The sequence below is a fragment of the Pseudopedobacter beijingensis genome, assembly GCF_042678145.1.
Classification (GTDB): domain Bacteria; phylum Bacteroidota; class Bacteroidia; order Sphingobacteriales; family Sphingobacteriaceae; genus Pseudopedobacter; species Pseudopedobacter beijingensis.
Genome location: NZ_JBHUDG010000039.1, coordinates 1 through 23,236 on the forward strand (window position 1 = coordinate 1; position 23,236 = coordinate 23,236).

Annotated in this window: 24 protein-coding genes and 1 other RNA gene; 16 read left to right on the top strand and 9 right to left on the bottom strand. The window is 35.1% G+C overall.

What is annotated here, in order from left to right:
• The first annotated feature begins 123 nt into the window (after positions 1-123).
• The 3 genes from ACFSAH_RS14305 to ACFSAH_RS14315 all read left to right on the top strand — a co-directional run bounded on the left by ACFSAH_RS14305 (position 124) and on the right by ACFSAH_RS14315 (position 2,805).
• A complete protein-coding gene (locus ACFSAH_RS14305) occupies positions 124-1,410 on the top strand; it encodes a putative toxin (RefSeq protein WP_379663418.1) in 1,287 nt (428 codons plus the stop codon).
• A 1-nt stretch (position 1,411) separates the two neighbouring features.
• Positions 1,412-1,828 (top strand): hypothetical protein, encoded by a 417-nt coding sequence (locus ACFSAH_RS14310; RefSeq protein WP_379663419.1) that lies wholly within the window; start codon positions 1,412-1,414, stop codon positions 1,826-1,828.
• A gap of 299 nt (positions 1,829-2,127) precedes the next feature.
• The gene (locus ACFSAH_RS14315) at positions 2,128-2,805 is read left to right on the top strand and encodes an IS1 family transposase (protein ID WP_379663420.1); all 678 of its coding nucleotides are present in this window, start codon (positions 2,128-2,130) and stop codon (positions 2,803-2,805) included.
• Between the two features lie 372 nt (positions 2,806-3,177).
• Here ACFSAH_RS14315 and ACFSAH_RS14320 read toward each other — a convergent pair whose 3' ends face one another.
• Positions 3,178-4,248 carry a Fic family protein gene (locus ACFSAH_RS14320; RefSeq protein ID WP_379663421.1) on the bottom strand — a complete coding sequence of 357 codons (1,071 nt, stop codon included), beginning with the start codon at positions 4,246-4,248 and terminating at the stop codon, positions 3,178-3,180.
• A gap of 641 nt (positions 4,249-4,889) precedes the next feature.
• On the opposite strand from ACFSAH_RS14320, the gene ACFSAH_RS14325 reads away from it, so the two are divergent.
• Positions 4,890-5,024, top strand: coding sequence for a hypothetical protein (locus tag ACFSAH_RS14325; RefSeq protein WP_379663422.1), 135 nt, complete (start codon positions 4,890-4,892; stop codon positions 5,022-5,024).
• A 262-nt stretch (positions 5,025-5,286) separates the two neighbouring features.
• Here ACFSAH_RS14325 and ACFSAH_RS14330 read toward each other — a convergent pair whose 3' ends face one another.
• The 6 genes from ACFSAH_RS14330 to ACFSAH_RS14355 all read right to left on the bottom strand — a co-directional run bounded on the left by ACFSAH_RS14330 (position 5,287) and on the right by ACFSAH_RS14355 (position 9,518).
• Entirely contained in the window at positions 5,287-5,466 is a 180-nt protein-coding gene (locus tag ACFSAH_RS14330; protein ID WP_379663423.1) for a hypothetical protein, read from the bottom strand.
• Between the two features lie 662 nt (positions 5,467-6,128).
• Entirely contained in the window at positions 6,129-7,514 is a 1,386-nt protein-coding gene (locus ACFSAH_RS14335; protein WP_379663424.1) for a sigma-54-dependent transcriptional regulator, read from the bottom strand.
• Between the two features lie 96 nt (positions 7,515-7,610).
• An RNA gene (rnpB, locus tag ACFSAH_RS14340) (RNase P RNA component class A) lies at positions 7,611-8,001 on the bottom strand.
• Positions 8,002-8,017: 16 nt separating this feature from the next.
• The gene (locus tag ACFSAH_RS14345; RefSeq protein WP_379663425.1) at positions 8,018-8,440 is read right to left on the bottom strand and encodes a c-type cytochrome; all 423 of its coding nucleotides are present in this window, start codon (positions 8,438-8,440) and stop codon (positions 8,018-8,020) included.
• 2 nt (positions 8,441-8,442) lie between these two features.
• The gene (locus ACFSAH_RS14350; RefSeq protein WP_379663426.1) at positions 8,443-9,084 is read right to left on the bottom strand and encodes an SCO family protein; all 642 of its coding nucleotides are present in this window, start codon (positions 9,082-9,084) and stop codon (positions 8,443-8,445) included.
• Positions 9,081-9,518 (bottom strand): hypothetical protein, encoded by a 438-nt coding sequence (locus ACFSAH_RS14355; RefSeq protein WP_379663427.1) that lies wholly within the window; start codon positions 9,516-9,518, stop codon positions 9,081-9,083. The genes ACFSAH_RS14350 and ACFSAH_RS14355 overlap by 4 nt, the downstream gene beginning before the upstream one ends.
• 210 nt (positions 9,519-9,728) lie before the next feature.
• On the opposite strand from ACFSAH_RS14355, the gene ACFSAH_RS14360 reads away from it, so the two are divergent.
• The 12 genes from ACFSAH_RS14360 (at position 9,729) to ACFSAH_RS14415 (ending at position 20,835) form a co-directional block, all read left to right on the top strand.
• A complete protein-coding gene (locus ACFSAH_RS14360; protein WP_379663428.1) occupies positions 9,729-10,133 on the top strand; it encodes a hypothetical protein in 405 nt (134 codons plus the stop codon).
• 231 nt (positions 10,134-10,364) lie between these two features.
• Positions 10,365-11,153: an MbnP family protein gene (locus ACFSAH_RS14365; RefSeq protein ID WP_379663429.1), complete on the top strand. Its 789-nt coding sequence runs from the start codon at positions 10,365-10,367 to the stop codon at positions 11,151-11,153.
• A gap of 11 nt (positions 11,154-11,164) precedes the next feature.
• Positions 11,165-12,211 carry a cytochrome-c peroxidase gene (locus ACFSAH_RS14370; protein ID WP_379663430.1) on the top strand — a complete coding sequence of 349 codons (1,047 nt, stop codon included), beginning with the start codon at positions 11,165-11,167 and terminating at the stop codon, positions 12,209-12,211.
• Between the two features lie 10 nt (positions 12,212-12,221).
• Entirely contained in the window at positions 12,222-13,145 is a 924-nt protein-coding gene (locus ACFSAH_RS14375; RefSeq protein ID WP_379663431.1) for a transporter family protein, read from the top strand.
• A 357-nt stretch (positions 13,146-13,502) separates the two neighbouring features.
• Entirely contained in the window at positions 13,503-14,525 is a 1,023-nt protein-coding gene (locus tag ACFSAH_RS14380; protein WP_379663432.1) for an FAD:protein FMN transferase, read from the top strand.
• A gap of 132 nt (positions 14,526-14,657) precedes the next feature.
• A complete protein-coding gene (locus ACFSAH_RS14385) occupies positions 14,658-15,236 on the top strand; it encodes a PAS domain-containing protein (protein ID WP_379663433.1) in 579 nt (192 codons plus the stop codon).
• Between the two features lie 20 nt (positions 15,237-15,256).
• Positions 15,257-16,624, top strand: coding sequence for a tRNA uridine-5-carboxymethylaminomethyl(34) synthesis GTPase MnmE (gene mnmE, locus ACFSAH_RS14390; protein WP_379663434.1), 1,368 nt, complete (start codon positions 15,257-15,259; stop codon positions 16,622-16,624).
• Positions 16,625-16,865: 241 nt separating this feature from the next.
• On the top strand, positions 16,866-18,029 hold the full coding sequence (locus ACFSAH_RS14395; RefSeq protein WP_379663435.1) for a tyrosine-type recombinase/integrase: 1,164 nt from the start codon (positions 16,866-16,868) through the stop codon (positions 18,027-18,029).
• 3 nt (positions 18,030-18,032) lie between these two features.
• Positions 18,033-18,986, top strand: a complete 954-nt coding sequence (locus ACFSAH_RS14400) for a hypothetical protein (protein WP_379663436.1) — start codon at positions 18,033-18,035, stop codon at positions 18,984-18,986.
• Positions 18,987-19,103: 117 nt separating this feature from the next.
• Complete coding sequence (locus tag ACFSAH_RS14405) at positions 19,104-19,400, top strand: helix-turn-helix domain-containing protein (protein ID WP_379663437.1); 297 nt, start codon at positions 19,104-19,106, stop codon at positions 19,398-19,400.
• Positions 19,397-19,822: a hypothetical protein gene (locus tag ACFSAH_RS14410; protein ID WP_379663438.1), complete on the top strand. Its 426-nt coding sequence runs from the start codon at positions 19,397-19,399 to the stop codon at positions 19,820-19,822. Before ACFSAH_RS14405 ends, ACFSAH_RS14410 begins: the two co-directional genes overlap by 4 nt.
• A 41-nt stretch (positions 19,823-19,863) precedes the next feature.
• On the top strand, positions 19,864-20,835 hold the full coding sequence (locus ACFSAH_RS14415) for a hypothetical protein (RefSeq protein WP_379663439.1): 972 nt from the start codon (positions 19,864-19,866) through the stop codon (positions 20,833-20,835).
• 167 nt (positions 20,836-21,002) lie between these two features.
• Here ACFSAH_RS14415 and ACFSAH_RS14420 read toward each other — a convergent pair whose 3' ends face one another.
• Entirely contained in the window at positions 21,003-22,415 is a 1,413-nt protein-coding gene (locus ACFSAH_RS14420; protein ID WP_379663440.1) for a hypothetical protein, read from the bottom strand.
• 177 nt (positions 22,416-22,592) lie between these two features.
• The gene (locus ACFSAH_RS14425; RefSeq protein ID WP_379663441.1) at positions 22,593-23,081 is read right to left on the bottom strand and encodes a hypothetical protein; all 489 of its coding nucleotides are present in this window, start codon (positions 23,079-23,081) and stop codon (positions 22,593-22,595) included.
• Positions 23,082-23,236: the final 155 nt, after the last annotated feature.

Consider the following 23,236-nt stretch of genomic DNA (forward strand, 5'->3'; position numbering starts at 1 on the left):
ACATTCTGCAATTGGATATAGAACGCCTAATGAAATGGAAATGTTCTATCGGAAAAAACAGAAATTAGTAGCATAAAAAGTCTCCACTTTTAAGTTGCAATTCCAGTTACCAATAGTTCAGATATGGGGAGTTCCAGCTATAGCTATGATGCCATAGGTAACCTGACTGGAGATACACAGGCAGGTATCAGCCATATAGACTGGACGGTTTACGGAAAAATAAAAGGAATAAGCAGGGCAGGCGGGAATATAGCTTATGGTTACGATGCCGGTGGTAACCGTATAAGCAAGACCATAGGCAGTACGAGTACCTACTATGTAAGGGACGCCCAAGGCAACCCGTTGGCAGTATATGAGAATGTGGGAGGTACCACACCAACGATCACGTGGAAGGAACAGCAATTATATGGCAGCAGCCGTTTGGGAATGTGGAAACCGGATGTTAACTTAGCGGAAGCCAATGGTAGCAGCGTATGGGGTAATACCGGGCAGAAGTTCTTTGAATTGGGCAACCATCTGGGGAATGTGATGGCGGTTATTACGGATAAGCGTAACCCTGTGAGCGGTGGCGGATATGAGGCAGAGGTGGTGAATGCACAGGATTATTATGCCTTTGGATCGATTATGCCGGGGCGTAGTTTCAGTCTGAATAGTTCTTCTTACCGTTATGGATTTAACGGGAAGGAGAATGACAATGAGGTGAAGGGTGAAGGGAACCAACAGGACTACGGGATGAGGATACATGATACGAGGTTGGGGAGGTTTTTGAGTGTGGATCCCGTAACGGATGAGTACCCAGAGTTAACGCCATATCAGTTTGCTTCAAATAGGCCCTTGGACGGAATCGATAGAGACGGATTAGAATGGTGGAGTGCTGCATTGACTTTTTCGAGGTCATCCGCTGTTCCAAGACCTGTAATAGAAACCGTTACAGAAGCTTCAAGGCTTCCAAATCCTGGAACAACACCTAAAACAAGACCCTCATTTTCTCCAGAACAATTAGAAAATTTTAGAAGAGGAAATCAAATAGAGGCTGAACAATTAGCTAAACACGGATATGAAAAAAACACAAAGCCTTTTGATGTTGAGATTGAACCGGGCAACATAAAACGGACTATTCCCGATGCATTAAAAGAAGGTGGTAAACAAACATCAGAAATAAAAAATGTAAAACGTCAGAGTATGACAGATCAGCTTAGAGCTCAGAGAAAAATCTCTAATGACAATGGATTTAAGCCTGAATTAATAATTAATAAAACTGCAAAAATTTCAAAAACTGTTAAAAATGCTTTTGATATTAAGTATTATCAACAAGTCGTCGTGCCTGATAACACTAGAGTTGCTCCGTCAGTAGATCCTTCGAAGATACAACCAAAAGATCCTTGCAATGGTAATCCAAATTGTTTATAAAATGAAAAATAAACTAGAAGAAGACATAATTATAGAAAAATCGTTTTATCAAGCTAAAAATCTTTTAGAAGAATTTGGAGAGTTTTACCCTTTTGCTATGGGGATTGATAAGAAAAAACAAATATTTAATATTAATACCTTTTCAGGAACTGAAAAACCTAACCCTTTGTCACACAAGGAGGAATTAATAGAAGCGCTAAATGTAAGTATTAAAGATAACGAATTAATAGCAGTAACAGTCGTTGTTAATGTAATGATTGTACCACCTTATGATGAAGTTAAATTAAGCGCAATAGAAATAGAAATTAACAATAGTTTTAAAGACAGCGTTAACTATTATATTCCATATGAAGATAAAGAAGGGAGCATTGAATATTATGAACTTTTTAAGCTAGAGGGTACATTGAGAATATGGTGACTGGAGCTGATGGGTAGTGTTACAGATTTGCTGGTTTAGGGGGAACTGATTGAAAATCAATATGAAGTAAAAGATAGAATTATAGCAATAAGTGAAAGCGGATGGTGGTCATGTATCAGATATGTTGATTTGGGTTTAAATATATCATAAGAAGTGATATGGTCATGTATCAGATATGTTGATTTGGGTTTAAATATATCATAAGAAGTGATATAGCTGTTAATAAATATAAAAAGCATGTAAAACCGGGAGTATATTACTTCCGGTTTTTGTTATTTAAGGGGTTTAAAACTGTTAAAATGATGTTGGAAAATATTTCATGTATCAGATGTGTTGATGGGATAGGAAAGATGGTGAAAAATGGGTTTTCTGCAGGAGGGAAACAACGATATAAATGTCGCATTTGTGGTATTACACGGTTAATGGATTATAGTTATAGCGCTTATAGTTTCGGAATAAACAGGAAAATTATACAATTAACCAAAGAAGGAATGGGAATTAGAGGTACAGCCCGTTTTTTGAATATCTCCACGACTACCTTATTAAGACGATTGTTGCATATAGCTTCGAGCTTAAAAGCTCCAGCTATAGCAAAGGCGAAGGTTTATGAAGTAGATGAATTACGGACTTTTATCAAAAGAAAAGACAAACTAATTTGGGTAGTGTGCGCTTATGAGCGAGAAAGCAGAAGAATTGTATGCTTTGCCACAGGGCGTAGGACTAATAAAACACTGGAGGTGGTATTGAAAAGTCTGCGACTGGCAAAAGCAAGCCGTATCTGTACCGATCGGTTGAAGAATTATGGCTACCTGATAAAAGATACACTACATGATACTTCGCGTTTTGCTACTAATCATCTGGAACGTATGCATTTAAATCTGCGAACTCATTTAAAAAGATTGGCAAGAAGAAGTATATGCTATAGCAGGAGCCTGGCATTACTTAACGCTGTCTTAAAGATATATTTATGGGGCTAACAGGGCGGAAATATTTTCTTTTCATTTAGTTTAAGGTTTCAAATAAGAAAACTTAAACCAGTAAAATAGGGGACCTGACCTCCCCACTGGTTTCAGAGTTCGCCTGTGGCGGTCTCTGAAATCTTAAGTTTGAAAACAGAGGACTATGTCCGGTAAGTGGCAGTAGCATAGAATAAAGTGAAATACAAACATTTCGGACGGAGTCCTTGGTTTTTAAAAGGCATTTAAGGGATCTTTCAGAACACTTAAACGAGGGGGGGGGATCCAGAAAAACCATCTGCTATTCTAAAAATATAGCGGTGCTTGCTGCCTGTCTGAAAATTTATTTCTGGTTTTTTAGTGGATAACTTTCTCATCCTGAGAATGATATTATTATCTCTTTGTCAGCAATTGAAAAAGCTTTTCGTTTATATAATAATTTCCTGTTCCTAATTTATCTTTTCTAAGCATTTTATCCTCTGCCAATTTATTTAGGTAATTAGCTGCCGTTAGCCTGGATACACCCAGATCGTTTACTAAAAACTCAATTTTAGTATAAGGGTGTTTGAATAGATTGTTTAATAGGTCCTGGCTATAAAATTTATAGTTATTTCTTAACCTGTGCTTATAATCCAACATCAGTTCTTTAATCTTAATAATCAGCTCTATGGTTTCTCTGGCAGTTGCTTCAACCCCTTTTATCATGAACAAAAGCCAGTCTTCCCATAAATTTTCATCTCTCACTTTTTGTAAAAGCCGATAATAATCGGCCTTGTGTTTTATGATGTAATTGCTTAAGTATAATATGGGCAGATTCTGGAGGCCTTCCAGGATCAGGTAAAGTATATTGATAATTCTTCCGGTGCGGCCATTTCCCTCATAGAACGGGTGTATACTTTCAAATTGAAAGTGGATCATAGCCATTTTTATCAATGGGTCGCAATCCTGCATTTTAGAATCATTGATATACTTTTCTAAATTGGACATTAGCCGGGCTATTTCTTCAGAATCTTGAGGAGGCGTGTAGACAACTTCGCCTGTAACTGCATTTTTAAGGGCAGTTCCTGGCAGCTTTCTGAATCCGGCATTATTGTCTTCTAAGGTTTCCTGTATCTGTATAATGGTTTTATTGGTTAATAAACTGTCTGTTTCTACCAGTTTAAATCCTTTTTTTAATGCAGAGATATAGTTTTGGACTTCTTTTGCCTCCAGCGATTTAAATGCTTCGAGATTAAGTTCAGACTTATACAGATCATCGTGTGTGGTAATGATGTTTTCAATGGCAGAGCTGTCCTTTGCTTCTTGCAAACCTAAGGTGTTTATTAAAATGTTTTGGTTAGGGATTGTTGAGGCAATTCCTTTTAGCTCTGCTAAAGCGGCATGGGCAGTGGGTAATGCCTTTAGCACTTTTACCGTTTCCAACTCAACAGCTAATGGCAACTCTTCCAAAGTCCATCTTTTCATTTGTTTATTTTTTTATCTGTTTCCAATTCATAGGGAGAACCTTCAATGGTTAAAACAATTATTCCCTTGTGGATTTAGTGATTATTTTTAACCCTCTCAGTTTCGTATGTAAGGAAATTTAAAAAATCTTTACAAAGGTAGTATCTTATGTAAAGAAAAAAATAAAATCTTTACATATAAGATTTCTTATGTATAGAAAGCAGGAGAGTTACAGATTTGTTGGTAGAAAAATAAATAATTGAAAACCACAGTATAAAATAAAGATAGAATTAGAAAAACAAGCGGATGGTATAAAAGGTTATCTCCAATGGTGCAGATTAAGCGGGCAAAATCTTTTTGTGCATTTCCAGACAAGTGGGGCATGTGTTGATTTGATGTTAATTATATCATAAGAAGTGATATAATTATTAATAAATACAAAAAGCATGTAAAACCGGGATTAGAAGCTGAAGGCTGAAAGCATAAAGCTAAAGGTTGTTAATATTGTAAGAAATAAGGAGCACAGGGTGGAACTGTTTCTATTAAGGATGGTAGTGTTACAGATTTGTTGGCTTATAGAGGCTTAAGGCAGAAAGCAAAAAGCTAAAAGCAGCCAGTATGGTGATATATTTAAATGATGGTTGGTTTTGTAATTTGTTATTATGGAATGTATAGTATGTAAAAACGAATGTATAAAATGGGGTAAGAGTAATGGAAAACAACGTTACACAGATGCAGGCAATGTAGTAAAACGTGTTGTAATGGCTATAGCTATAAACATACCATCCACAAGCTAACCAACAGATAACCTCCAATGACGCAAGAATGAGGGGGGCATTATGCACAAGGCTTTCTGGCCTCTTGAGCGGCCAGCTCAAGTTACTTTTTCCTACAGCTGAAAAAGTAACCAAAAAAGCCGCGGCTAGCAGAATATTTGTCGCTACAGCACAATAAATCTTTTGAGGTCATTATTTACTTTCATACTCATTATTGTTATAGAGCATGAATTTTGTTTTTGCCTTTCCACACAGTCTTTTCTGCCCTAAGCGGGCAAGGCTTTCATTCTTTTTCTTGATAAAAAGAACCAAAAATCAAGGCTGTCATCTTTTTGAAGCGCATACCGCTCAATAAATCTTTATCCGCAATCCTAAGTGGTGTGAACGTTAATGCAAGTCCGAGAGTTTCTGCAACACCCGACGGATTGCCTCCCGATACTACAAACCTGAAGGGGTTCTGCATAAGATTTATTGGCTCCTGCTATCAAAAAGATAAAGGCCGGTCGCATAGTGGGAATGTATAGGCGATAAAGCATAATGGTTAATGTTTTAAGCTATAAAATAGCATGTAATTATGTGATGACCTCTATAAATCTTTATCTGCAATCCTAAGAGGTGTGCGATTATATTGCTTAATGAACGAGATTGCAACACCCGACGGATTGCTTTCCGTCTGTGCTATTTGAAAGGACAGAGCACAATATTTATTGGCTTCCGTTTCCAAATCTTCAGATGCCGGGATTTGCATAGTGGCTTTGCTTGTCTGATATGGGAAATTGAGGCTAAAGGCTGTTAATATTGTAAGAAATAAGGAGCACAAAGTGGAACTCTCCACTGGTTTCAGAATTCGCTTGTGGCGGTCTCTGAAATCTTTAGTTTGAAAACAGAGGCCTGTGTCGAGTAAGTGGCAGTAGTATAGAATAAATTGAAATACAAACATTTCGGACGGAGTCCTTGGTTTTAAAAGGTTATCCAATGACACAGTTTGAGTTACACTCCCGAAAATATAGATAAGTAAGTAGTCAAAATGTTTCTTATGTCTTATGAGCAGTATTTTGACTAAGTTCATCCTGAGCCTGACGAAAGGCTCAGAATGAGGTTTGTTGTTTATGCTATTAAATACAGCTACTCACTTCGTTTTAAGCCAAATTTCTCAATTTTACTGTATAGGTGGCTTCTTTGGATGTCGATATCTTCTGCTGTTTTAGATACATTCCAGTTGTTTTTCTCCAACTTAAATTTAATGTATTCTCTTTCTGCATAATCTTTATAATCCTGAAAGTTAGAGAAGCTGTCGAAGTCCAGTCCTGCGGTAGTGCTGGTGTTGATGGGCTCGTACAGACTTCCACTAGGATTGGAGTAAGCTTTTACATCATCTTCAGTAATGAGTTTATCGCTTAAGATAATCAGCCTTTCTATCACATTTCTTAGCTCTCTGATATTACCACTCCAGGGGAGTTGTTTTAGTGCTTCGTGAGCATTTGTTGCAAACTGTTTTACCGGCATGCCATAATCGGAGCATATTTCCTGACAAAAGGTTTCGGACAGGAGAGGGATATCGCTTTTTCTATCAGAGAGTGGGGGTACATGTATGTTAATGACATTGAGGCGATGGTACAAATCCATTCTGAAATTGCCATTGTCGATTTCTTTTAAAAGATCTTTGTTGGTGGCAGCAACAACTCTTACATTCACCTCAATTTCCTTTTCGCCTCCTACGCGGGTAATCTTGTTTTCCTGTAAAGCTCTTAATACTTTGGCCTGGGCGGATGCGCTCATGTCGCCTATCTCATCTAAAAACAAAGTACCACCATTGGCCTGTTCAAATTTACCTATACGTTGTTTTACTGCGGAGGTAAAGGATCCTTTTTCGTGTCCAAATAATTCGGATTCAATTAATTCGGAAGGAATAGCTGCACAGTTTACTTCAATCAACGGGCCGTCTGCACGGTTAGATTTTTCGTGTAGCCACCTGGCTACCAGTTCTTTTCCACTACCGTTTGCACCGGTGACGAGAACCCGAGCTTCTGTAGGAGCTACTCTTTCTATAGTTTCCTTTATTTTAACGATGGATGATGACTCGCCCAGTATTTCCCGGGTTTTGGTTTTGCTGACTTTCTGTTTCAGGACTTTTGTCTCGCTAACCAATGACCCTCTGTCCAGCGCATTTCTTACTGTTATTAATAATCTGTTAAGATCAGGTGGTTTAGAAATGAAATCGAAGGCTCCTTTTTTAGAAGCTTCTACTGCTGTTTCTACTGTTCCGTGTCCGGATATCATAATAAAGGGAAGGTCGGGTTTTAGCTCCAGTCCTTTGGTGAGCACTTCCATACCATCCATTTTATTCATCTTGATATCGCATAGTACCAGGTCGAAGCTTTTTTTCTTGATCAGGTCTAAGCCATCTATACCATTGTCTACATCTTCTACTTCATAATTTTCATATTCGAGAATGTCTCTAAGGGTACTTCTTATAGCTCTTTCGTCATCAATAATTAGGATTTTTGCCATAGGTTTTGTTTTGCGTGATCAAAAGTGTCTACTAAAATATACAAAATATCTAAAAATAAAAAGGTCCTACAGTAAATGCAGGACCTTTTAGCTTGTAATAAAAGCAAATTTATAAGCCGGGTTCTGTATTCCTGTATTTCTACAGGAACCCTCTATCATTTATCTTGCCATAACATTGCTATTATGGTCTAACGACCTACCCTTCCCGATAGTTTTGCAACAGCAGAACGGGCCGCTCTGACGTTCGGGATTTATTTGGTCTTTCAACTCTTGAGGTTTACCACGATGCATGTCGCCATACAAAGTCGTGAGCTCTTACCTCACGTTTTCACCTTTACCTTAATTGCTTAAGGAAGTTTGTTTTCTGTAGCACTTTCTGTCGTCCTTTATTACTGTGACGCCTTCCCGTTAGGAAGCAAGATGCCCTGTGTTGCCCGGACTTTCCTCCATCCCGTTTAAAGGGGACAGCGATAGAGCAATTTGCCCTACAAATTTACAAACAATTATTTGCAAAATTTATTTAAGTTTTCTTCTACTTCTGTTACATCATATATGCCTTGCTGGTTTCCAAATGAATTGGTAATGTAAGTTAGTATTTTGGCTATATCTATAGCTGTCAAATGACTTTCTGCCGGCATAACGGAACTGTATTGCTCGCCGTTGACCATAATGGTGTCCTGAAGCCCGTATTTTATAATACAGGTTAGTTGTTTCCTGTTCTTTTGCAGAAAGGCTGTATCAGTAAGGGGAGGTATTAATCCTCTTAACCCGGTGCCGTCTGCCATGTGACAGCTTTGACAATGGTCTTTATAGAGTGTCATCCCGTCCGAATAATAGCGCTGATATTTTATTTCGTCCTCACTGCATGAGGATAGTACGGCAAAAGAAGCGATGATAAACAGAAGGCCTAATAAGAGCTTTTTCATATTTAAAGCTGATATTCTTTTAACAAGGTTCTGATGTCGTCCATCAAATTGTTTACTTCTTGCTCATCTGTCCCGTTATAGGCTCCCCTGATATGTCCCGATTTATCAACAAGGATAAAGTAACCGGAGTGCATAATGCCTCCCGGAGCTTTCTCGTCTTCTTCGGCAATGTTCATATAGCCTGTTTTGGCTAAATCGTACACTGTTTCCCGGTCGCCATATAAAAAGTGCCATTTATTGCCATCTACCCCCAGTTTTTCCTGAAATTTCTTAAGGACAGGAATGGTGTCGTGTTTAGGATCTATGGTATGGGACAGGAATGCCAACTGAGGCTCGTCCTTAAAGGTTTCATAAATACGTAACATCTGTTTTTTCATCACCGGGCAGATAGACGGGCAGGATGTAAAGAAGAAATCGGCTACGTATACTTTGCTGCCCATTGTTTGGTTGTCTATTACGGTGCTGTCCTGATCCAGGAAAGAGAAAGCAGGGATTTTCTGGTAAACGGTATCTACTACTGTTTTACCGTTTACTACCTTTTCTATAGCTTCGCGATGACCTAAATAGGGAAGTTTTTTTTCTTTATTGTTAGAGCAACTGGCTATGATTGCCGAGAGACCTAACCACAATAAAGCATGTTTCATAATTGTTGTTTGTATTTAGATGTGATTTCTTTGCTTTTGGATAAAGATTGCTCGAATAATGTTTGTACGGAATCAATAGCTATATGTTGTTTGCCTAAATATTCCATAACCTGTTCGTGAGACATTCCTTCATAGTCCGGGTTAAAGTTATGCATCCAGTCCATCATGGCATCGTCAGCTTCTTTTAATTTTCCTTTGAGACTGTCTATGGTTTTTTGCAATGCCAGTGTGTCTGCGTTGGGAATATTTTTAAAGTTGGCTTTTATCTCAGCTAAAGTAGTTTGACTTTCGTTAATTTCGTCCATTCTGGCCATAACTACATCATGTTGCGCCAAAACTTCGGCTTGTAATTTATCTTGTTTTGCTTTAGGGTTTTCGCAGGCGATGAAAAAGAGACCGGCCGGAAGTAGGAAAGCTAAGAGTTTTGTTTTCATGTGAATAATAGCGTTTTATAAGTTTTAAAAACAATCAATAATCACCCCTGATTAAAGGAAGTCAGTAACATTCAGAGAGCTTCAAATTTACATAAAATATCTGCATTAAGTATAAAAAATAGGATTTGCGGACTTTAATGTATGAACTTGACACTGGTTTGAGATTTGATTTGCTGATTATAGTAAAATCCAATGATTTAATGGTACAGATTGCATTGGAAAGAGATTATTTTATACATTTGTGGCGAAATGAAGTTTGTTACCACTATATTTCTGGCAATAGCTATTCTTTCGGCTAATTTTAGCAGGCTGTTTGTCTTTGCTGGTTTCGAGCTCAATAAAAATTACATTGCGGCGGTACTTTGTGAAAATAAAGATAAACCGCAAATGCATTGTAATGGTAAATGTTATCTTGCTAAAAAGCTTGAACAGGCTAAAGAAAAACAGAAGCAGCAAGAGAAAGAAAACCAAAAGAATGCTTTTCAAGAAGCGTTTTTTGAGGAACTGGCGGTATATGATTTCAAGATTAGTGTACCTAAGGTTCAAAATGCAACTATTCCACACTTTAAAGTTGTTGTAAAAAGTGTGTCTATTTTTCACCCTCCGCAGGTATAGTTTTTTTCTTTATTCCCCAAATACCATATCACATTCAGAGAAAAATTAATACCCCATTAAATGGGTAGTCCGATGTGGTTTATTGGGTTTTTCTAGTAAAATAATTATTTAATTACAAAGAATTAAGGTCAAAAGGCAAGTTTTGTCGGGAGGCGAGGTATTAGTCTGTTTGTTTACATGGGCTAAGGCTTCTCTGGCTAAAGAAACTTGTTTGGCTATACATAAAACGTTATGAAAAAAACTTTAATATACCTGTTTTCAGTATTGTTACTGACAACTTATGCCTGTAAAAAAGAAAAATCAGAAATTGACAGTACGGTTAAAGCTCCGTTAGAAATTGAATTTGATCATATTGTTGGAGGTAAGAAACTCACTTTAGGAGCAACTAACAAAAACTCTTTGAATCAGGATTTTACTATTGATATATTAAAATACTATATCAGTAATATCAAATTAAAAAATACTGAGGGAAAAGAGGTTGTTGTGCCGCAGGATGAGAGTTATTTCTTGGTAGATGCCAGTGAAAAGGAGTCTTGCTATGCACATGTAAAGATTCCGGAGGGAGATTATACTGAGTTAAGCTTTGTTTTGGGTGTTGACAGTTTAAGAAATACTAAACCCGTTGAAGAGAGAACAGGGGATTTAGATCCTGCAAATGGGATGTATTGGACTTGGAATTCGGGATATATTTTTTTTAAGATGGAAGGTTTATCTTCATTAATTACAAGTGCTGATAAAACATATAGATTGCATATAGGTGGATATGGAGGATATGATACACCAACTATTAATAATATACGAACAATTACTTTGGATTTAACTGCCAGAGGTGTAGCTAAAGTAAGGGCTGATAGGAAAGCTAATATCCATTTGCTTGTTGATTTACAGAAAGCGATTGAGGGTGATTATGTGGTTGATTTTTCTGGCGATTCTAAAAAAGTGAATATTATGTCTCCAACAGCAGGAACACCGATTGCTGATAATTATGTAAACATGTTTACTCATGATCATTCTCATTAAAAGGTCAGTTTATGAAAAAGAAATATTGGACGGTTTTAGCCACAATCCTTCTTTTTGTAATTGCCTGTTCAAAAAAGGATGATATTGAACAAAAGATAGAAGAAACGTTTCCGGGGTTTAAAATACCCGGGAACTTTCCTAAGGTTGTTTACAAATTAGAAAATAATCCTATTACTGAGGATGGTTTTCGCTTAGGCAAGGCACTTTTTAATGAAGGACAGCTTTCCAGGGATGGAACCATTTCCTGTGCTTCTTGTCATATACAGGCTTCTGCTTTTACGCATCATGGACACGATGTCAGTCATGGAATAGAAGATAGGTTGGGAACGCGTAATTCTCCACCTATTATGAATTTAGCGTGGCGTAAAAGCTTTATGTGGGATGGTGGTATTTTAGATCTGGATTTTCAGCCATTTGCTCCTATTACAGCTCACGAAGAGATGGATGAAGATGTTAATCATGTATTGCAGAAGTTGAGAAATACCAGCAAGTACCCTGTTCTATTTAAATCAGCGTTTGGGTCAGAAGAAATTAACTCTGCCAGGATGATGAAAGCTCTTTCTCAATTTATGCTTATGTGCATTAGTGCCAATGCTAAATACGATAAAGTTATGCGTGGAGAAGAGGGGACAGCTTTTACCGAGATAGAACAGAGAGGGTATTTGTTGTTTAAACAAAAATGTGCAGCATGCCATAGTGAACCCTTGTTTACCGATGAAAGCCTGCGGAATAATGGAATTGGTGTAAATGTTTATGGAGATGAAGGACGGTTTAAGGTTACGGAAAACCCGGACGATCTGTATCGTTTTAAGGTGCCTTCTTTAAGGAACCTGAAATATACACCGCCGTATATGCATGATGGTTCTTTTTATACTTTGAAGGCCGTGCTGGATCACTACAGTAGAAATGTAGAGGATATGCCTACTTTAGATCCATTGCTTAAACAGAATGGAAAGTTGGGAATAGCGTTGAGCGAACAGGAGAAGTTGGATTTGCTGGCATTTTTAGAAACATTGAATGACGAAAGTTTTATCAGAAGTAAATTGCTTTCACTTTAAAAACTAAGAAATGAATAAAAAAATAATCCTTTTATTGGTATTCTTTGCCATACAATTGGGCGCTAAAGCTTGTGATATTTGTGGTTGTGGAGTGGGAAGTTATTATCTGGGGATTTTACCGGAGTTTAATAAGAAATTTGTTGGACTCCGTTACCAGCATAAGCAATTGCAGACGCATTTAGGTCCGGGGGCTGAAAGAACTCCTTTAACGGAGAATGAGACTTATCAGACTGCTGAGGTTTGGGGAGGCTGGAATATTGGAAATAAGTTCAGGGTTCTGGCTTTTTTACCCTATAACTTTAATCGTAGAGAATCTCAGGAAGGCGTAGGGCAGAAAAATGGGTTGGGAGATATAGCCCTGATGGGGTATTATAAAATGTTTGATGGTAAAAATACTCTTAACGAGAAGCTTTTAGTACAATCGTTATGGGTTGGTGCAGGTATAAAAGTACCTACGGGAAAATATAATGCGGCAGATGCGGATGTAGCTAATAACTCGCCCAATAATTTTCAATTGGGGACAGCGAGTACAGATTTTACTATTAATGCTGCTTATGATATCAGACTGATGGATTTAGGGCTAAACCTGAATGCCAATTATAAAATGAATACCGAGAACAAATATCATTATCGTTATGGAAATAAGTTAAGCGTTAACGGATTATTGTACCACAAATTTAAAGTAGGGAAAATGGCAAGTATTTCGCCTAATGCAGGTGTGCTGTATGAAACTTCTGCTAAAGATGTGGAAAATAATAAATATGATGTGGATGCTTCCGGAGGCTATTCTACCGCAGGTATTGTGGGGTTTGAAGCCATTAGACAGCGAGTTTCTATAGGGGCAAATTATCAGCATGTTTTTGCTCAGAATCTGGCAGAAGGAAGAGCAAAAGCAGGAGATAGGATTTTGGTACATTTATCCTATGCTTTTTAAGTTATCTTAAGTAAATAAAATGAGAGAAAGAGACTGTATCAGATTGTTGTTTTGTTAGGTTGAGCATTTCGATGGACTTCATACAAACTGAGTCGAATCCTTTTTAGTACCATTGAGGATATATTTCGATGCTGTTCAATATGACGATTTTCATTGCTGATACAGTCTCTTATAGTTTTCCGGCCATCCCAATAGCCCAGAAAATGGCTAACATTAAAATTCGAAAAAAAGAAGGAGAAAATAACCGATAAACAATACCTTTAGTCCTGGAAACTTAAAATAATCCCTTCATCATTATCAGTTTTAGTAATTATATAGCTGGTCTATCCGATTAGGGGGGAACTTAATATTATTAAAATGAAAGGTATTTATATTCATATTTTAGCGGTTACTGTACTTTTTTTAAAACTATCTGATATTAGGGCTCAGGAATTTAAACGTAATGATATCACAGGTTATACACAAGGGACTACTTATAGTATTATTCAGTATACTACTGGAAAAGCGGTAGAGCAGCGGGAAATAGATAGTGTTTTAAAAGTTATAGACCTGTCTATGTCTATTTATATCCCCAACTCTACTATTAGTAAGTTTAACGAATATGCCACAGATGAGATAATACTGGATGAGCATTTCAAAAAAGTAGTAGAAACGTCTTTTGAGATTTATAAAGACAGTAAAGGTATTTTTGATTTGACCGTACAACCTCTGGTTCAGATGTGGGGATTTGGAGCGAAAAAAATAACCGTATTACCGACCAAAAAACAAATAGATAGCGTAAGGCAATATGTAGGAATGGATAAACTGAAACTAGAAGGAAACAAGCTGATTAAACTGAAAAAAGGCATTAAGGTGGATGTGAATGGTATAGCACAGGGATATTCAGTAGATGTGCTGGCTGATTATCTGGAAGTTAAAGGTGTAAATGCCTATTTAGTTGAAGTTGGTGGAGAGCTAAGAATAAAGGGGCCCAAGCCAGATGGTGAACCCTTTAAGATTGGTGTAGAAAAACCAACGGAAGATATAGGAATGCAGCAACAGGATATGCAGGAAATAATAGCTATCAATAAAGGAGCGGTAACCACTGCCGGGAATTACCGTAAATACCAAAAAAGTAAGGATAAGAAAATATCACATCATATAGATCCTAAAACGGGCTATCCGTATCAGGGACAGATTATTAGCGCTACAGTTTATACAGAAAAAGCATTGATGGCTGATGGTTATGATAATGTTTTTATGGCTATGACTCCTGCTAAAGCTATTAAATATGCCAATAAACGGAATATGCAGCTTTACCTTATTTATAGGGATAAACATGGTAAAGTACTTACTAAATATACCGATGGTTTTTTGCAACTTGACAAACCTCAGACATAAAAAATAAGTTACATAACTTTTGCACTAATTAAAAAAAATTACCTTTGCGCCTTGGTTGAAATCGGCCAAAATAAACATATAACAAAGAAAAACTACCTTCTTGAAAAAGTACGGTGGTAGGCGATAAAAGTGATGCAGCACTCAGAATTTTATTATTCCCTTTTAGATAGATTAAGTATAGTTGCGGTAACAGACAGGAGTGGTCGGATTATTCATGCTAATGATAAATTCTGCGAAATATCTAAATACAGCAGAGAAGAGCTGATAGGTAATACGCATTCTATTATCAATTCTAAATATCATCCCAAAAGTTTTTTTATTGATTTGTGGAAAACGATATCATCAGGGAAAGTGTGGAGAGGTGAAATTAGGAATAGGGCTAAGGATGGCGAAATTTATTGGGTGGATACTTTTATTGTTCCCAAACCTGATGAAAATAATAAAATAGAGAGCTATTACTCTATACGAATAGATATTACGGAGAAGAAGCTTAAAGAACTGGAAGTTATACAGCAGAAAGACGATCTGGAGGAAATTGCGCAAATGCAGTCGCACCAGGTAAGGCGTCCGGTAGCTAATATTATAGGTTTGATGCATCTTTTTGATGAATCGAAACTGTCGGATGATAATGAGGAGCTTTTTCAAAAAATGAAAGAATCTGTAGAGGAGCTGGAAATTACAATTAGGGATATCGTGGAAAAAGCACATTAAAAATAGATTATCTTTGCACCATGTCTATACAAGCAGAAGATACTATTGTAGCATTGGCAACGCCGGTTGGTGCAGGGGCTATTGGAGTTATCAGATTATCGGGTCCAGATGCCATTAAGATTACCAATAAAGTATTTAAGGGAAAAGATTTAGAAGATCAGGATTCACATACTGTTCATTTTGGGACTATACGTGATGGGGATCTGATTATAGATGAGGTTTTGGTGAGTTTATTTGTCGCTCCAAAATCGTATACCAAAGAAAATATTGTTGAGATCAGCTGCCATGGCTCGTCTTATATCATCGAAAGTATTATTAAATTGATGATTAAGAACGGAGCAAGAGGGGCTAAGCCTGGTGAGTTTACATTAAGGGCTTTTCTTAACGGTGGATTGGATCTTTCGCAGGCAGAAGCCGTTGCAGATCTGATAGCTTCCAGTTCCGAAACTTCTCATCAATTGGCTATGAAGCAAATGCGGGGAGGTTTTTCTCATGAACTTAAGAACCTACGTGATCAGCTGATTCATTTTGCCTCCATGATTGAACTGGAATTGGATTTCTCTGAAGAAGATGTGGAATTTGCCAATCGCGATCAGTTAAAACAGCTGATTTTGGATATTCAGAAAGTACTGGATAAGTTAATTATTTCTTTTGATCAGGGTAATGTGCTTAAAAATGGGGTTCCGGTAGTTATTGCCGGAAAACCTAATGTCGGGAAATCAACTTTGTTAAATGCTCTTCTTAATGAAGAAAGAGCTATTGTTTCTGATATTGCCGGAACAACCCGTGATACTATAGAGGACGAAATTAATGTCAAGGGAGTTATTTTCCGTTTTATTGATACAGCGGGGATACGCGAAACAGAGGATGTTATAGAAGCCAAAGGTGTGGAACGTACTTTGGAAAAAATAAAACAGGCAAGACTTTTAGTGTATCTGTCCGATCCTATGCAGGATGACTTTGCTGCAGTTAAAGAACAATTGGAGGAGGTTAGGAATTATCAGATTCCTTATCTGTTGGTGGTTAATAAAAAAGATTTGTTAAGTCGGGAACAGTTTGATGCTTATAGCGCTTTAGACCCCTTATTTATCTCAGCTAAAAATAACGATGGGGTTGAAGAGTTGAAAGACAGATTATTGGAAATTGTTAATCTCGCTAATTTAAATTCTGAAGATGTGATGGTTAGCAATATCCGACATGTAGAAGCTCTGCAAAAAACCAGTGAAGCCCTAATAAGGGTATTGTACGGAATAGATAATCCTGTTGCTTCTGATTTTTTGGCTATGGATATCAGACAATCATTATATCATTTAGGGGAGATTACGGGTGAAGTTACTACTGATGATTTGCTGGATAATATATTTAGTAAGTTTTGTATCGGGAAATAGTTTATTTGCATTTTATATATAAATCCTTGTTTATTGTAGTGTAGGCAAGGATTTCATTTTCTTATTACTTCTTATATTTCTCTTTGTTAGACTATTTTACTTTACAAATTTCAGACTATTTTATTTTCGTCTGAAATTTGTCTGAAATTCAAAAATCCTAAAACTCTATTTGCTTTCTTTTTGTTTCTTTTGTTTTTGGTTTAAGTTGTTGATGACTAATGTTTTACGGTGTAATTTCGTAATGGAATACGAGAACGATATACCTTTACATTTAAATAAAATTATTAAAATGGCATCAATAAAAATAATAACCAGACCCCTTAAAAACAACAAACTAAGATTAGTATTACAAGTTTATGAGAAAGGTATTACCAGACACGAAAAATTAGATAAACTATTTATTTATGAAAAGCCAACCAATCGCATAGAGAAAAATCATAATAGCGAAACAATGGCATTGGCAAATTCCATATTAGCCAAGAGGATATTGGAAGCTCAAAGTAATAGTTATAATATGCATACAGGCTTTAAATCTCAAGGGAGTTTTTTAGATTATTTTAAAAAGTTAGTTAAAGAAAGAAGAGGTTCGTTAGGCAATCATGGCAATTGGCAAAGTGCATATAAGCATTTGTTGGAGTTTGTCGATGGAAAAGATGTAAAGTTCTGCGACTGTAACGATGAGTTTTTAAAGCAGTTTAAAAAATTTCTAATCGAAGAGAAGATAACAAAAAGCGAGACAAGACTATCTAATAATTCCGCACTTTCATATTTTAATAAAGTAAAAGCGGCATTAAACCAAGCTCATAATGAACAAATAATAATAGATAATCCAGGTCGAAGAGTAAAAGGTATTAAACAGGAGGAAGTTCAGCGGGAATATTTATTACATGAAGAGTTAAAGGTTTTAAGTACAACTGATTGCGAAGTGCCCCTCCTTAAAACTGCATTTTTGTTTAGTTGTATTACTGGATTACGATGGAGTGATATTAATAAGCTCAAGTGGAGTGAGATAGTCTATTCAGATCTTGAAAAGCAATGGAAGATTCATTTTAAGCAAAAGAAAACTAAAAATATGCAATATCATCCTATTTCTGATGAAGCATATAATATGCTTGGAGAATGTACAAATAAGGAAGAACGAGTGTTTAAAGGATTAAAATATAGTGCGTGGAATAACCACAAATTGGCAGAATGGGTATGGAAGGATGCAGGAATTAAAAAGAAAATAACTTTTCATTGCGCAAGACATACCTATGCTACCTTATTAATTTCTTCTGGTGGAGATATATATACTATATCCAATCTTTTAGGACATCAAAATTTAAAAACAACACAGATTTATACAAAAATTATTAATATTAAGAAAAATGAAACTGTAAGTTTGATTCCACCAATAAGTATATAAATTATGGAAACGAAAATCATAGATAAAATTGCATTATTATTTAGAGCTTCTAAAAAGAAATATAAAAGAGTCAAAGATAAGTATAGTACTGATTTTATCTATGATTTTAAGATTGAACAAGCAGAATTTTTCAATGATAATCCATCTGGATTACGCTGGTTAATTACATTATATATTAGTTGGAAAAAGAATGGCACCCTTCCTGAAGAAGTAAAATCGAATATATATTTAGGATCTTATGAATCTTATCAAAATTATGTAAAGAGTGTTTTTGGTCTTCAACATAAATTTATATCCGAGTTCAAAGAAGCAATGGAAATGTATTTTCAAGATCCGGAAAAGTCCAAAGATTTAATCGAACGATTAGATGAAGGAGTTGAATTGAATAGGGAACAATTTCTATTGGCAGTTGAATTGTACTATATTTTTATTTATGAAATTATAGAGCTTTATGTCAATGATAATTTTCTTGAATATAAAACTCTCCTAATTAACCCGTTGCCTGAAATAAAAAATAGCACAAAAGTAGGTGTTAATATAAGACCTGAAGTGACTAAAATACAAATGAGAGATTTATGTGATGAACAGATAAAAAAACTCTATATAGGACTCTTAAAAGAGAAATTTATAGATGAAAGAACTTCCTATATTTCTTTCAGACGAATTCTCATTCCAAAGGGCATTAAAGATGAGGATAAGATTATTTGGATTGATATAGCAGATAATAAAATGGTTAATAAAGTTACACTATTGGAATTTGTGTCACTTTTAATTGATGAAAAAAGCGTTCAAAATAAATTTATTATTAATTATTGTAAGATTTATTCGTTAAAAGAAGGAGAGAAAACTATTCCACGTACCAGTTTACAAAATAGCCGAAGACATTTTGAGAATAAAATTGAAAAGAATTCCAAAAGAGAAAAAATTAGGGGCCTAATAGCCAATGTGTTAATGTAGTTTTTTGTGCTAAGACCTACACATCGTGTAGGTGTTGGTCTGTTTTTAGTCATCGCTTTTTAAGACTTTTGAATCATGATTTTAGGGACTAAAATTAGAATCGAAATATTTAAAAATATGAACATTACAGAACAAAAAACACTTAAAAGAATAGAAGCCTTGCTTCTAAACCAAAAGCCAATTCTTAATATCGAAGAATTCTGTCGCTATACCGGATTTTCCAAATCCTTTGCTTATAAACTAACAAGCACTAAGCGGATTCAGTTCAGCTGTCCCAATGGCAAGCTAATCTTTTTCAAAAAAACTGATGTGGATGCTTTTCTACTTAGTAATCCCATGTCAAGTATGGAAGATATAGAGCAACAGTCGATAGATTATGTTAATAAAACATCAAGTTTGGAGGGACTGAAATGAAAGAGATAGATGCATATTATAAATTTCAAATTAGTTCAATAGACGAAAAAGAAAAATACAAAATTTCCCCTCTGTTTAAGGAGGGGAATGATAAAGTTCTAAATCAGCTATTTGAAAATTATGAAAAAGTCATAATGCATAAGGTGGGACCAATTCTTGACATGGATAATTATATTCATTTTAGCGTAAATACAGCTTTTGGCAAAGACGATAAGTTGAACCTGCTCTTCATTTATAGTTCAATATACCCTTACGGTATATTAAAGTACTCGGGCAATAAAGATGTTGTTCTATTTAAAATTACGAATGATGATACTTTTGAAGTATTTGTTTTTAAAAACAAAGCAGGGAACTCTCTTAATTATCTGCAATTAATGGTTGACAATGATCTGCCATTCATAGATATGCAGATTGCCTCATAAGGCTTTATATAAACAAATAATTTATAACAAAAAGTTATATAATGATAGATACCATAATAATAAAAATAGCATCAGAAAAACTTCCTGAAAACTATAATGAACTATTAGATGAAATGCTGATTAATAAAGAAAAGTCTTATAAAGAATCAAGAGGAGAAGTGTTAAGAGGTAATTATAAAAACTTTCATATAAAATTAAATAGGAGTGGGCTTCTTATAGCAGGAAGCCTTACTAACTATACCTTAGGTACTAATTTAAAAACAGCATTCAAAGAACAGTTGAAAGAAGCAATTTGTAAGTTAGGAAAAGAACTTGCATTAGATTTACTAAAAGATGGGAGAGTTCTGAGGTTAGATATAGCAACAAATATAATTACGAAGCTCCCAGTTGAAGAATATTATAAAACATTTGAGAACCTCGCAAGAACCAACAGGTTGGAACAACCTAATGGGCTTCTATTTAAGAATACAAATAGAAGTGTTCTGTTTTATGGAAAAATAGCTCAATTACGGAAAGATAAGATACCTATTGAATCAATTATGAAAGATAAGAATGTGTTGCGGTATGAGTATCGATTTAGTAATCATAGCGCTCTATGCCGTTTTCTTAAAATAGAGGAAGTCAATGTTCAATCTGTATTTCAGCATTATACCAAGATTATAGATAATTGGTTGAAAAATTTCTTAGCAATAACAAAGACAAACAAAGTAAAGAGGTTTAACAAAGATACCTTTTTGATTAGAGGTATCTTTATTAAACAGCTACAGAGGTTAGGTTTAGAATCGTTAGGCGGTGCAAAAAGTGTTTTGGAGATGATTGATAATGCTAAAAGAGAGGGGGCATTCAGGAAATACCCAAACGAAATATCAAATATAAGGAAGAAGGTAAAATCATTGCTGGAAAATCCGTCTTTAATTGATGTTGTAGAAGTGGGAAAGGAACTACAGCGAAAAATTGAAATGCTTCATTTTTATGTCATTGCTATAGATGAAAAACCAAGTTTTAACCCATAAATGAGAGAATTATTAGACGAATTTCTTTAATAAGCTGATATACAGTAGGAGAGACTTTTTGAATGAAAAAGTAACTGTTTTATACAGATGAAAGACTCTGTTTATAAGCTCAAGTTTGTAAACAGAGTCTTTCTATAGATCTTATATAAGTCTCTTTTAAAAGTGTTCTAATTCAATCTTTCAAGGAATAAAGGCTTATTTCGTAGTTGATCAGTTATAATCTCGAAATCTCCAAAAGTATTGATCTGACCAATAATATCTTTTCCATCTAAATAACGAAGAGCTAATAGGCTTATATTATCATTATAATTAACATTTATTGAAGATATTTCAAAGCCAGTCAGAGAAGTGTTATTGTGTTTTACAATAGTATTGTTTTCAAATGTATATTTATATATTTCATTGTTTTTGGTTATAAAATATAAGCCAGTTTTAGATTTACCTATTGGTTTAAATTGACTTACGTCTATATTCGGTATCGTTTTAACATTATAAATGATTTGATTTGTTGTTTCATTAAAGGTCCAAATGTCAATATAAAGAGTTTCTAAATATCCTCTTAAGGAAATAAATATTAATTCGTTACCTTTAAAAAATCTCATATACTCCCATTTAGAGGCTGTTCTACAGCTGTTCGGATAATAATCCATGCAATTTGCCCCTGTCCATACCTTAGTTTGTTTATTCCCATTTTCAGTATCAATAATAGAAATATATGGTAAAGCTTTATCGTATCCGGATATGTATAGCTTTCCATTATTTCCAGTCCAGAACTCATTTACAAATGTGCTTTTTAAATCCAAAGGAATACCCCCTTGTATAAATGCAATTTCTCCAGATATAGATTTAAGTCTATATGGATCATTTTCGTTAATTGAATATGCTATATTTCCAAATTTATCCACTGTTGCATCTATGATATTTTGGCTATTTGGAAGATAATCCTCTTTTAATAGTTTATCAGGTGTTTTTAATGATAATTTAGTTATACTTTTTCTGCCATTATAAATACTTCTATAGAAGATATTGCTGTCTTTATCGAAAAATATACTCGGCCTATAGAGTTGAGAATTGAAAGAATGTGATTCTGTATCAAAATCAAAGTTACCAAAGTCGAAAATGGCGCCATCGCTTCTTCTGACTAAAATAGAAGATATGTTCTTTGAGGTGTAGACTTCATTCTGATAAATGGAAAATGAGAAAGAACCATATAAGACCATATAGTTCTCACTAAGCTTTATCATTTTGTCAACTTTTATATGTCCTTGACTTTTATTGGATGATGTACCGTCTTCATTACTGTAAAATACATCTTTAATATTTCCGTCATTAGTTATTTTTTTAAGATTGGTGCTATCGCTTGTGTTTTCTGCATTTGTAATAATCAAACTTTGTGCATTTTTAATGTCTATAGCAGAGATAGCCTTCTTCTTAACAGCATCGATAGTATTTACTTCTTCTTTTATAGCTTCATTTTTTCCTTTGCAGGAAAGCATGAAAACTGTAGCTGTGAGAAAAAAGCAGAATGCTATTTTAGTTGTTGAAAGTTTTTGAAGTTCAGATGTAATTGAGTTGTTCATAACTGTTATTAATATTAAAATTTTAAATGAATGTTGTTTTTTAAATAGCTTATAATTAGTTTTTTATTGTTGTTTTTGGCTTGTTGTTGAATCTTAAGGTGTAACTGCTTTTATAAAAATGGTATCTATTATCTGTTTTTTTGAAGTGCAAAGTGCCATTTTCATCTACTGTAGTTTCTAATTTTTTTTCGCTGGCTTTAGCATGTCAATATAGATTTGGGCTAACGATGGAAGTTGACTGGCTTTTCTTACTCTTTCTTTTGCTTCTTCAGTTTCAATGATTTCGACGATAGAAGTTTTGTAGAAGATTTCATTGGTGTTTGATTTTAATTCACCTGTACTATCATCTTTTGTAAAAGAGACATGCATGTTTAAGTCTGGAATTGATAATATTCCATTACTATAGTTATAGTTTATTATCCTAGATGTTTTGTTTATAGAACTGTCATTCTTGTAGGTCATCAGTTCTCCAAATTGAGAAAAAAGTGTTCGTTTAGCTTCTAAAGTATTATCAGAAATAAAGTGTAATTCTACTTCGTGTAAGCTTGCTATATAGCCTTTTAATTCACAAGTTATTAAGTAATACTTTTTACCTCGCCAAGGATTGTTGGAACAGGAAGTTAAAATGATGAAGGTTGAAAATAGTAAATAAATGGATTTTTTCATTTGTATAAAATTTAGGGTTATTAAAAATAAAAAGGCCTGAACCAGTCCGCTTTCGTATCTAAGGTGGTCGAATACCCGGTACTACAAAGCAGGATAAGGTCCAGGCTTTACCCTGAACACTTAACCAAACTTCCCTGTAGTACCTTAAAATTTTC

Coding starts and splice junctions, on each gene's coding strand:
- ACFSAH_RS14305 (WP_379663418.1), top strand. CDS start 124: ATGGGGAGTTCCAGCTATAGCTATGATGCCATAGGTAACCTGACTGGA.
- ACFSAH_RS14310 (WP_379663419.1), top strand. CDS start 1,412: ATGAAAAATAAACTAGAAGAAGACATAATTATAGAAAAATCGTTTTAT.
- ACFSAH_RS14315 (WP_379663420.1), top strand. CDS start 2,128: ATGATGTTGGAAAATATTTCATGTATCAGATGTGTTGATGGGATAGGA.
- ACFSAH_RS14320 (WP_379663421.1), bottom strand. CDS start 4,248: ATGAAAAGATGGACTTTGGAAGAGTTGCCATTAGCTGTTGAGTTGGAA.
- ACFSAH_RS14325 (WP_379663422.1), top strand. CDS start 4,890: ATGGAATGTATAGTATGTAAAAACGAATGTATAAAATGGGGTAAGAGT.
- ACFSAH_RS14330 (WP_379663423.1), bottom strand. CDS start 5,466: ATGCAGAACCCCTTCAGGTTTGTAGTATCGGGAGGCAATCCGTCGGGT.
- ACFSAH_RS14335 (WP_379663424.1), bottom strand. CDS start 7,514: ATGGCAAAAATCCTAATTATTGATGACGAAAGAGCTATAAGAAGTACC.
- ACFSAH_RS14345 (WP_379663425.1), bottom strand. CDS start 8,440: ATGAAAAAGCTCTTATTAGGCCTTCTGTTTATCATCGCTTCTTTTGCC.
- ACFSAH_RS14350 (WP_379663426.1), bottom strand. CDS start 9,084: ATGAAACATGCTTTATTGTGGTTAGGTCTCTCGGCAATCATAGCCAGT.
- ACFSAH_RS14355 (WP_379663427.1), bottom strand. CDS start 9,518: ATGAAAACAAAACTCTTAGCTTTCCTACTTCCGGCCGGTCTCTTTTTC.
- ACFSAH_RS14365 (WP_379663429.1), top strand. CDS start 10,365: ATGAAAAAAACTTTAATATACCTGTTTTCAGTATTGTTACTGACAACT.
- ACFSAH_RS14370 (WP_379663430.1), top strand. CDS start 11,165: ATGAAAAAGAAATATTGGACGGTTTTAGCCACAATCCTTCTTTTTGTA.
- ACFSAH_RS14375 (WP_379663431.1), top strand. CDS start 12,222: ATGAATAAAAAAATAATCCTTTTATTGGTATTCTTTGCCATACAATTG.
- ACFSAH_RS14380 (WP_379663432.1), top strand. CDS start 13,503: ATGAAAGGTATTTATATTCATATTTTAGCGGTTACTGTACTTTTTTTA.
- ACFSAH_RS14385 (WP_379663433.1), top strand. CDS start 14,658: ATGCAGCACTCAGAATTTTATTATTCCCTTTTAGATAGATTAAGTATA.
- mnmE (WP_379663434.1), top strand. CDS start 15,257: ATGTCTATACAAGCAGAAGATACTATTGTAGCATTGGCAACGCCGGTT.
- ACFSAH_RS14395 (WP_379663435.1), top strand. CDS start 16,866: ATGGAATACGAGAACGATATACCTTTACATTTAAATAAAATTATTAAA.
- ACFSAH_RS14400 (WP_379663436.1), top strand. CDS start 18,033: ATGGAAACGAAAATCATAGATAAAATTGCATTATTATTTAGAGCTTCT.
- ACFSAH_RS14405 (WP_379663437.1), top strand. CDS start 19,104: ATGAACATTACAGAACAAAAAACACTTAAAAGAATAGAAGCCTTGCTT.
- ACFSAH_RS14410 (WP_379663438.1), top strand. CDS start 19,397: ATGAAAGAGATAGATGCATATTATAAATTTCAAATTAGTTCAATAGAC.
- ACFSAH_RS14415 (WP_379663439.1), top strand. CDS start 19,864: ATGATAGATACCATAATAATAAAAATAGCATCAGAAAAACTTCCTGAA.
- ACFSAH_RS14420 (WP_379663440.1), bottom strand. CDS start 22,415: ATGAACAACTCAATTACATCTGAACTTCAAAAACTTTCAACAACTAAA.
- ACFSAH_RS14425 (WP_379663441.1), bottom strand. CDS start 23,081: ATGAAAAAATCCATTTATTTACTATTTTCAACCTTCATCATTTTAACT.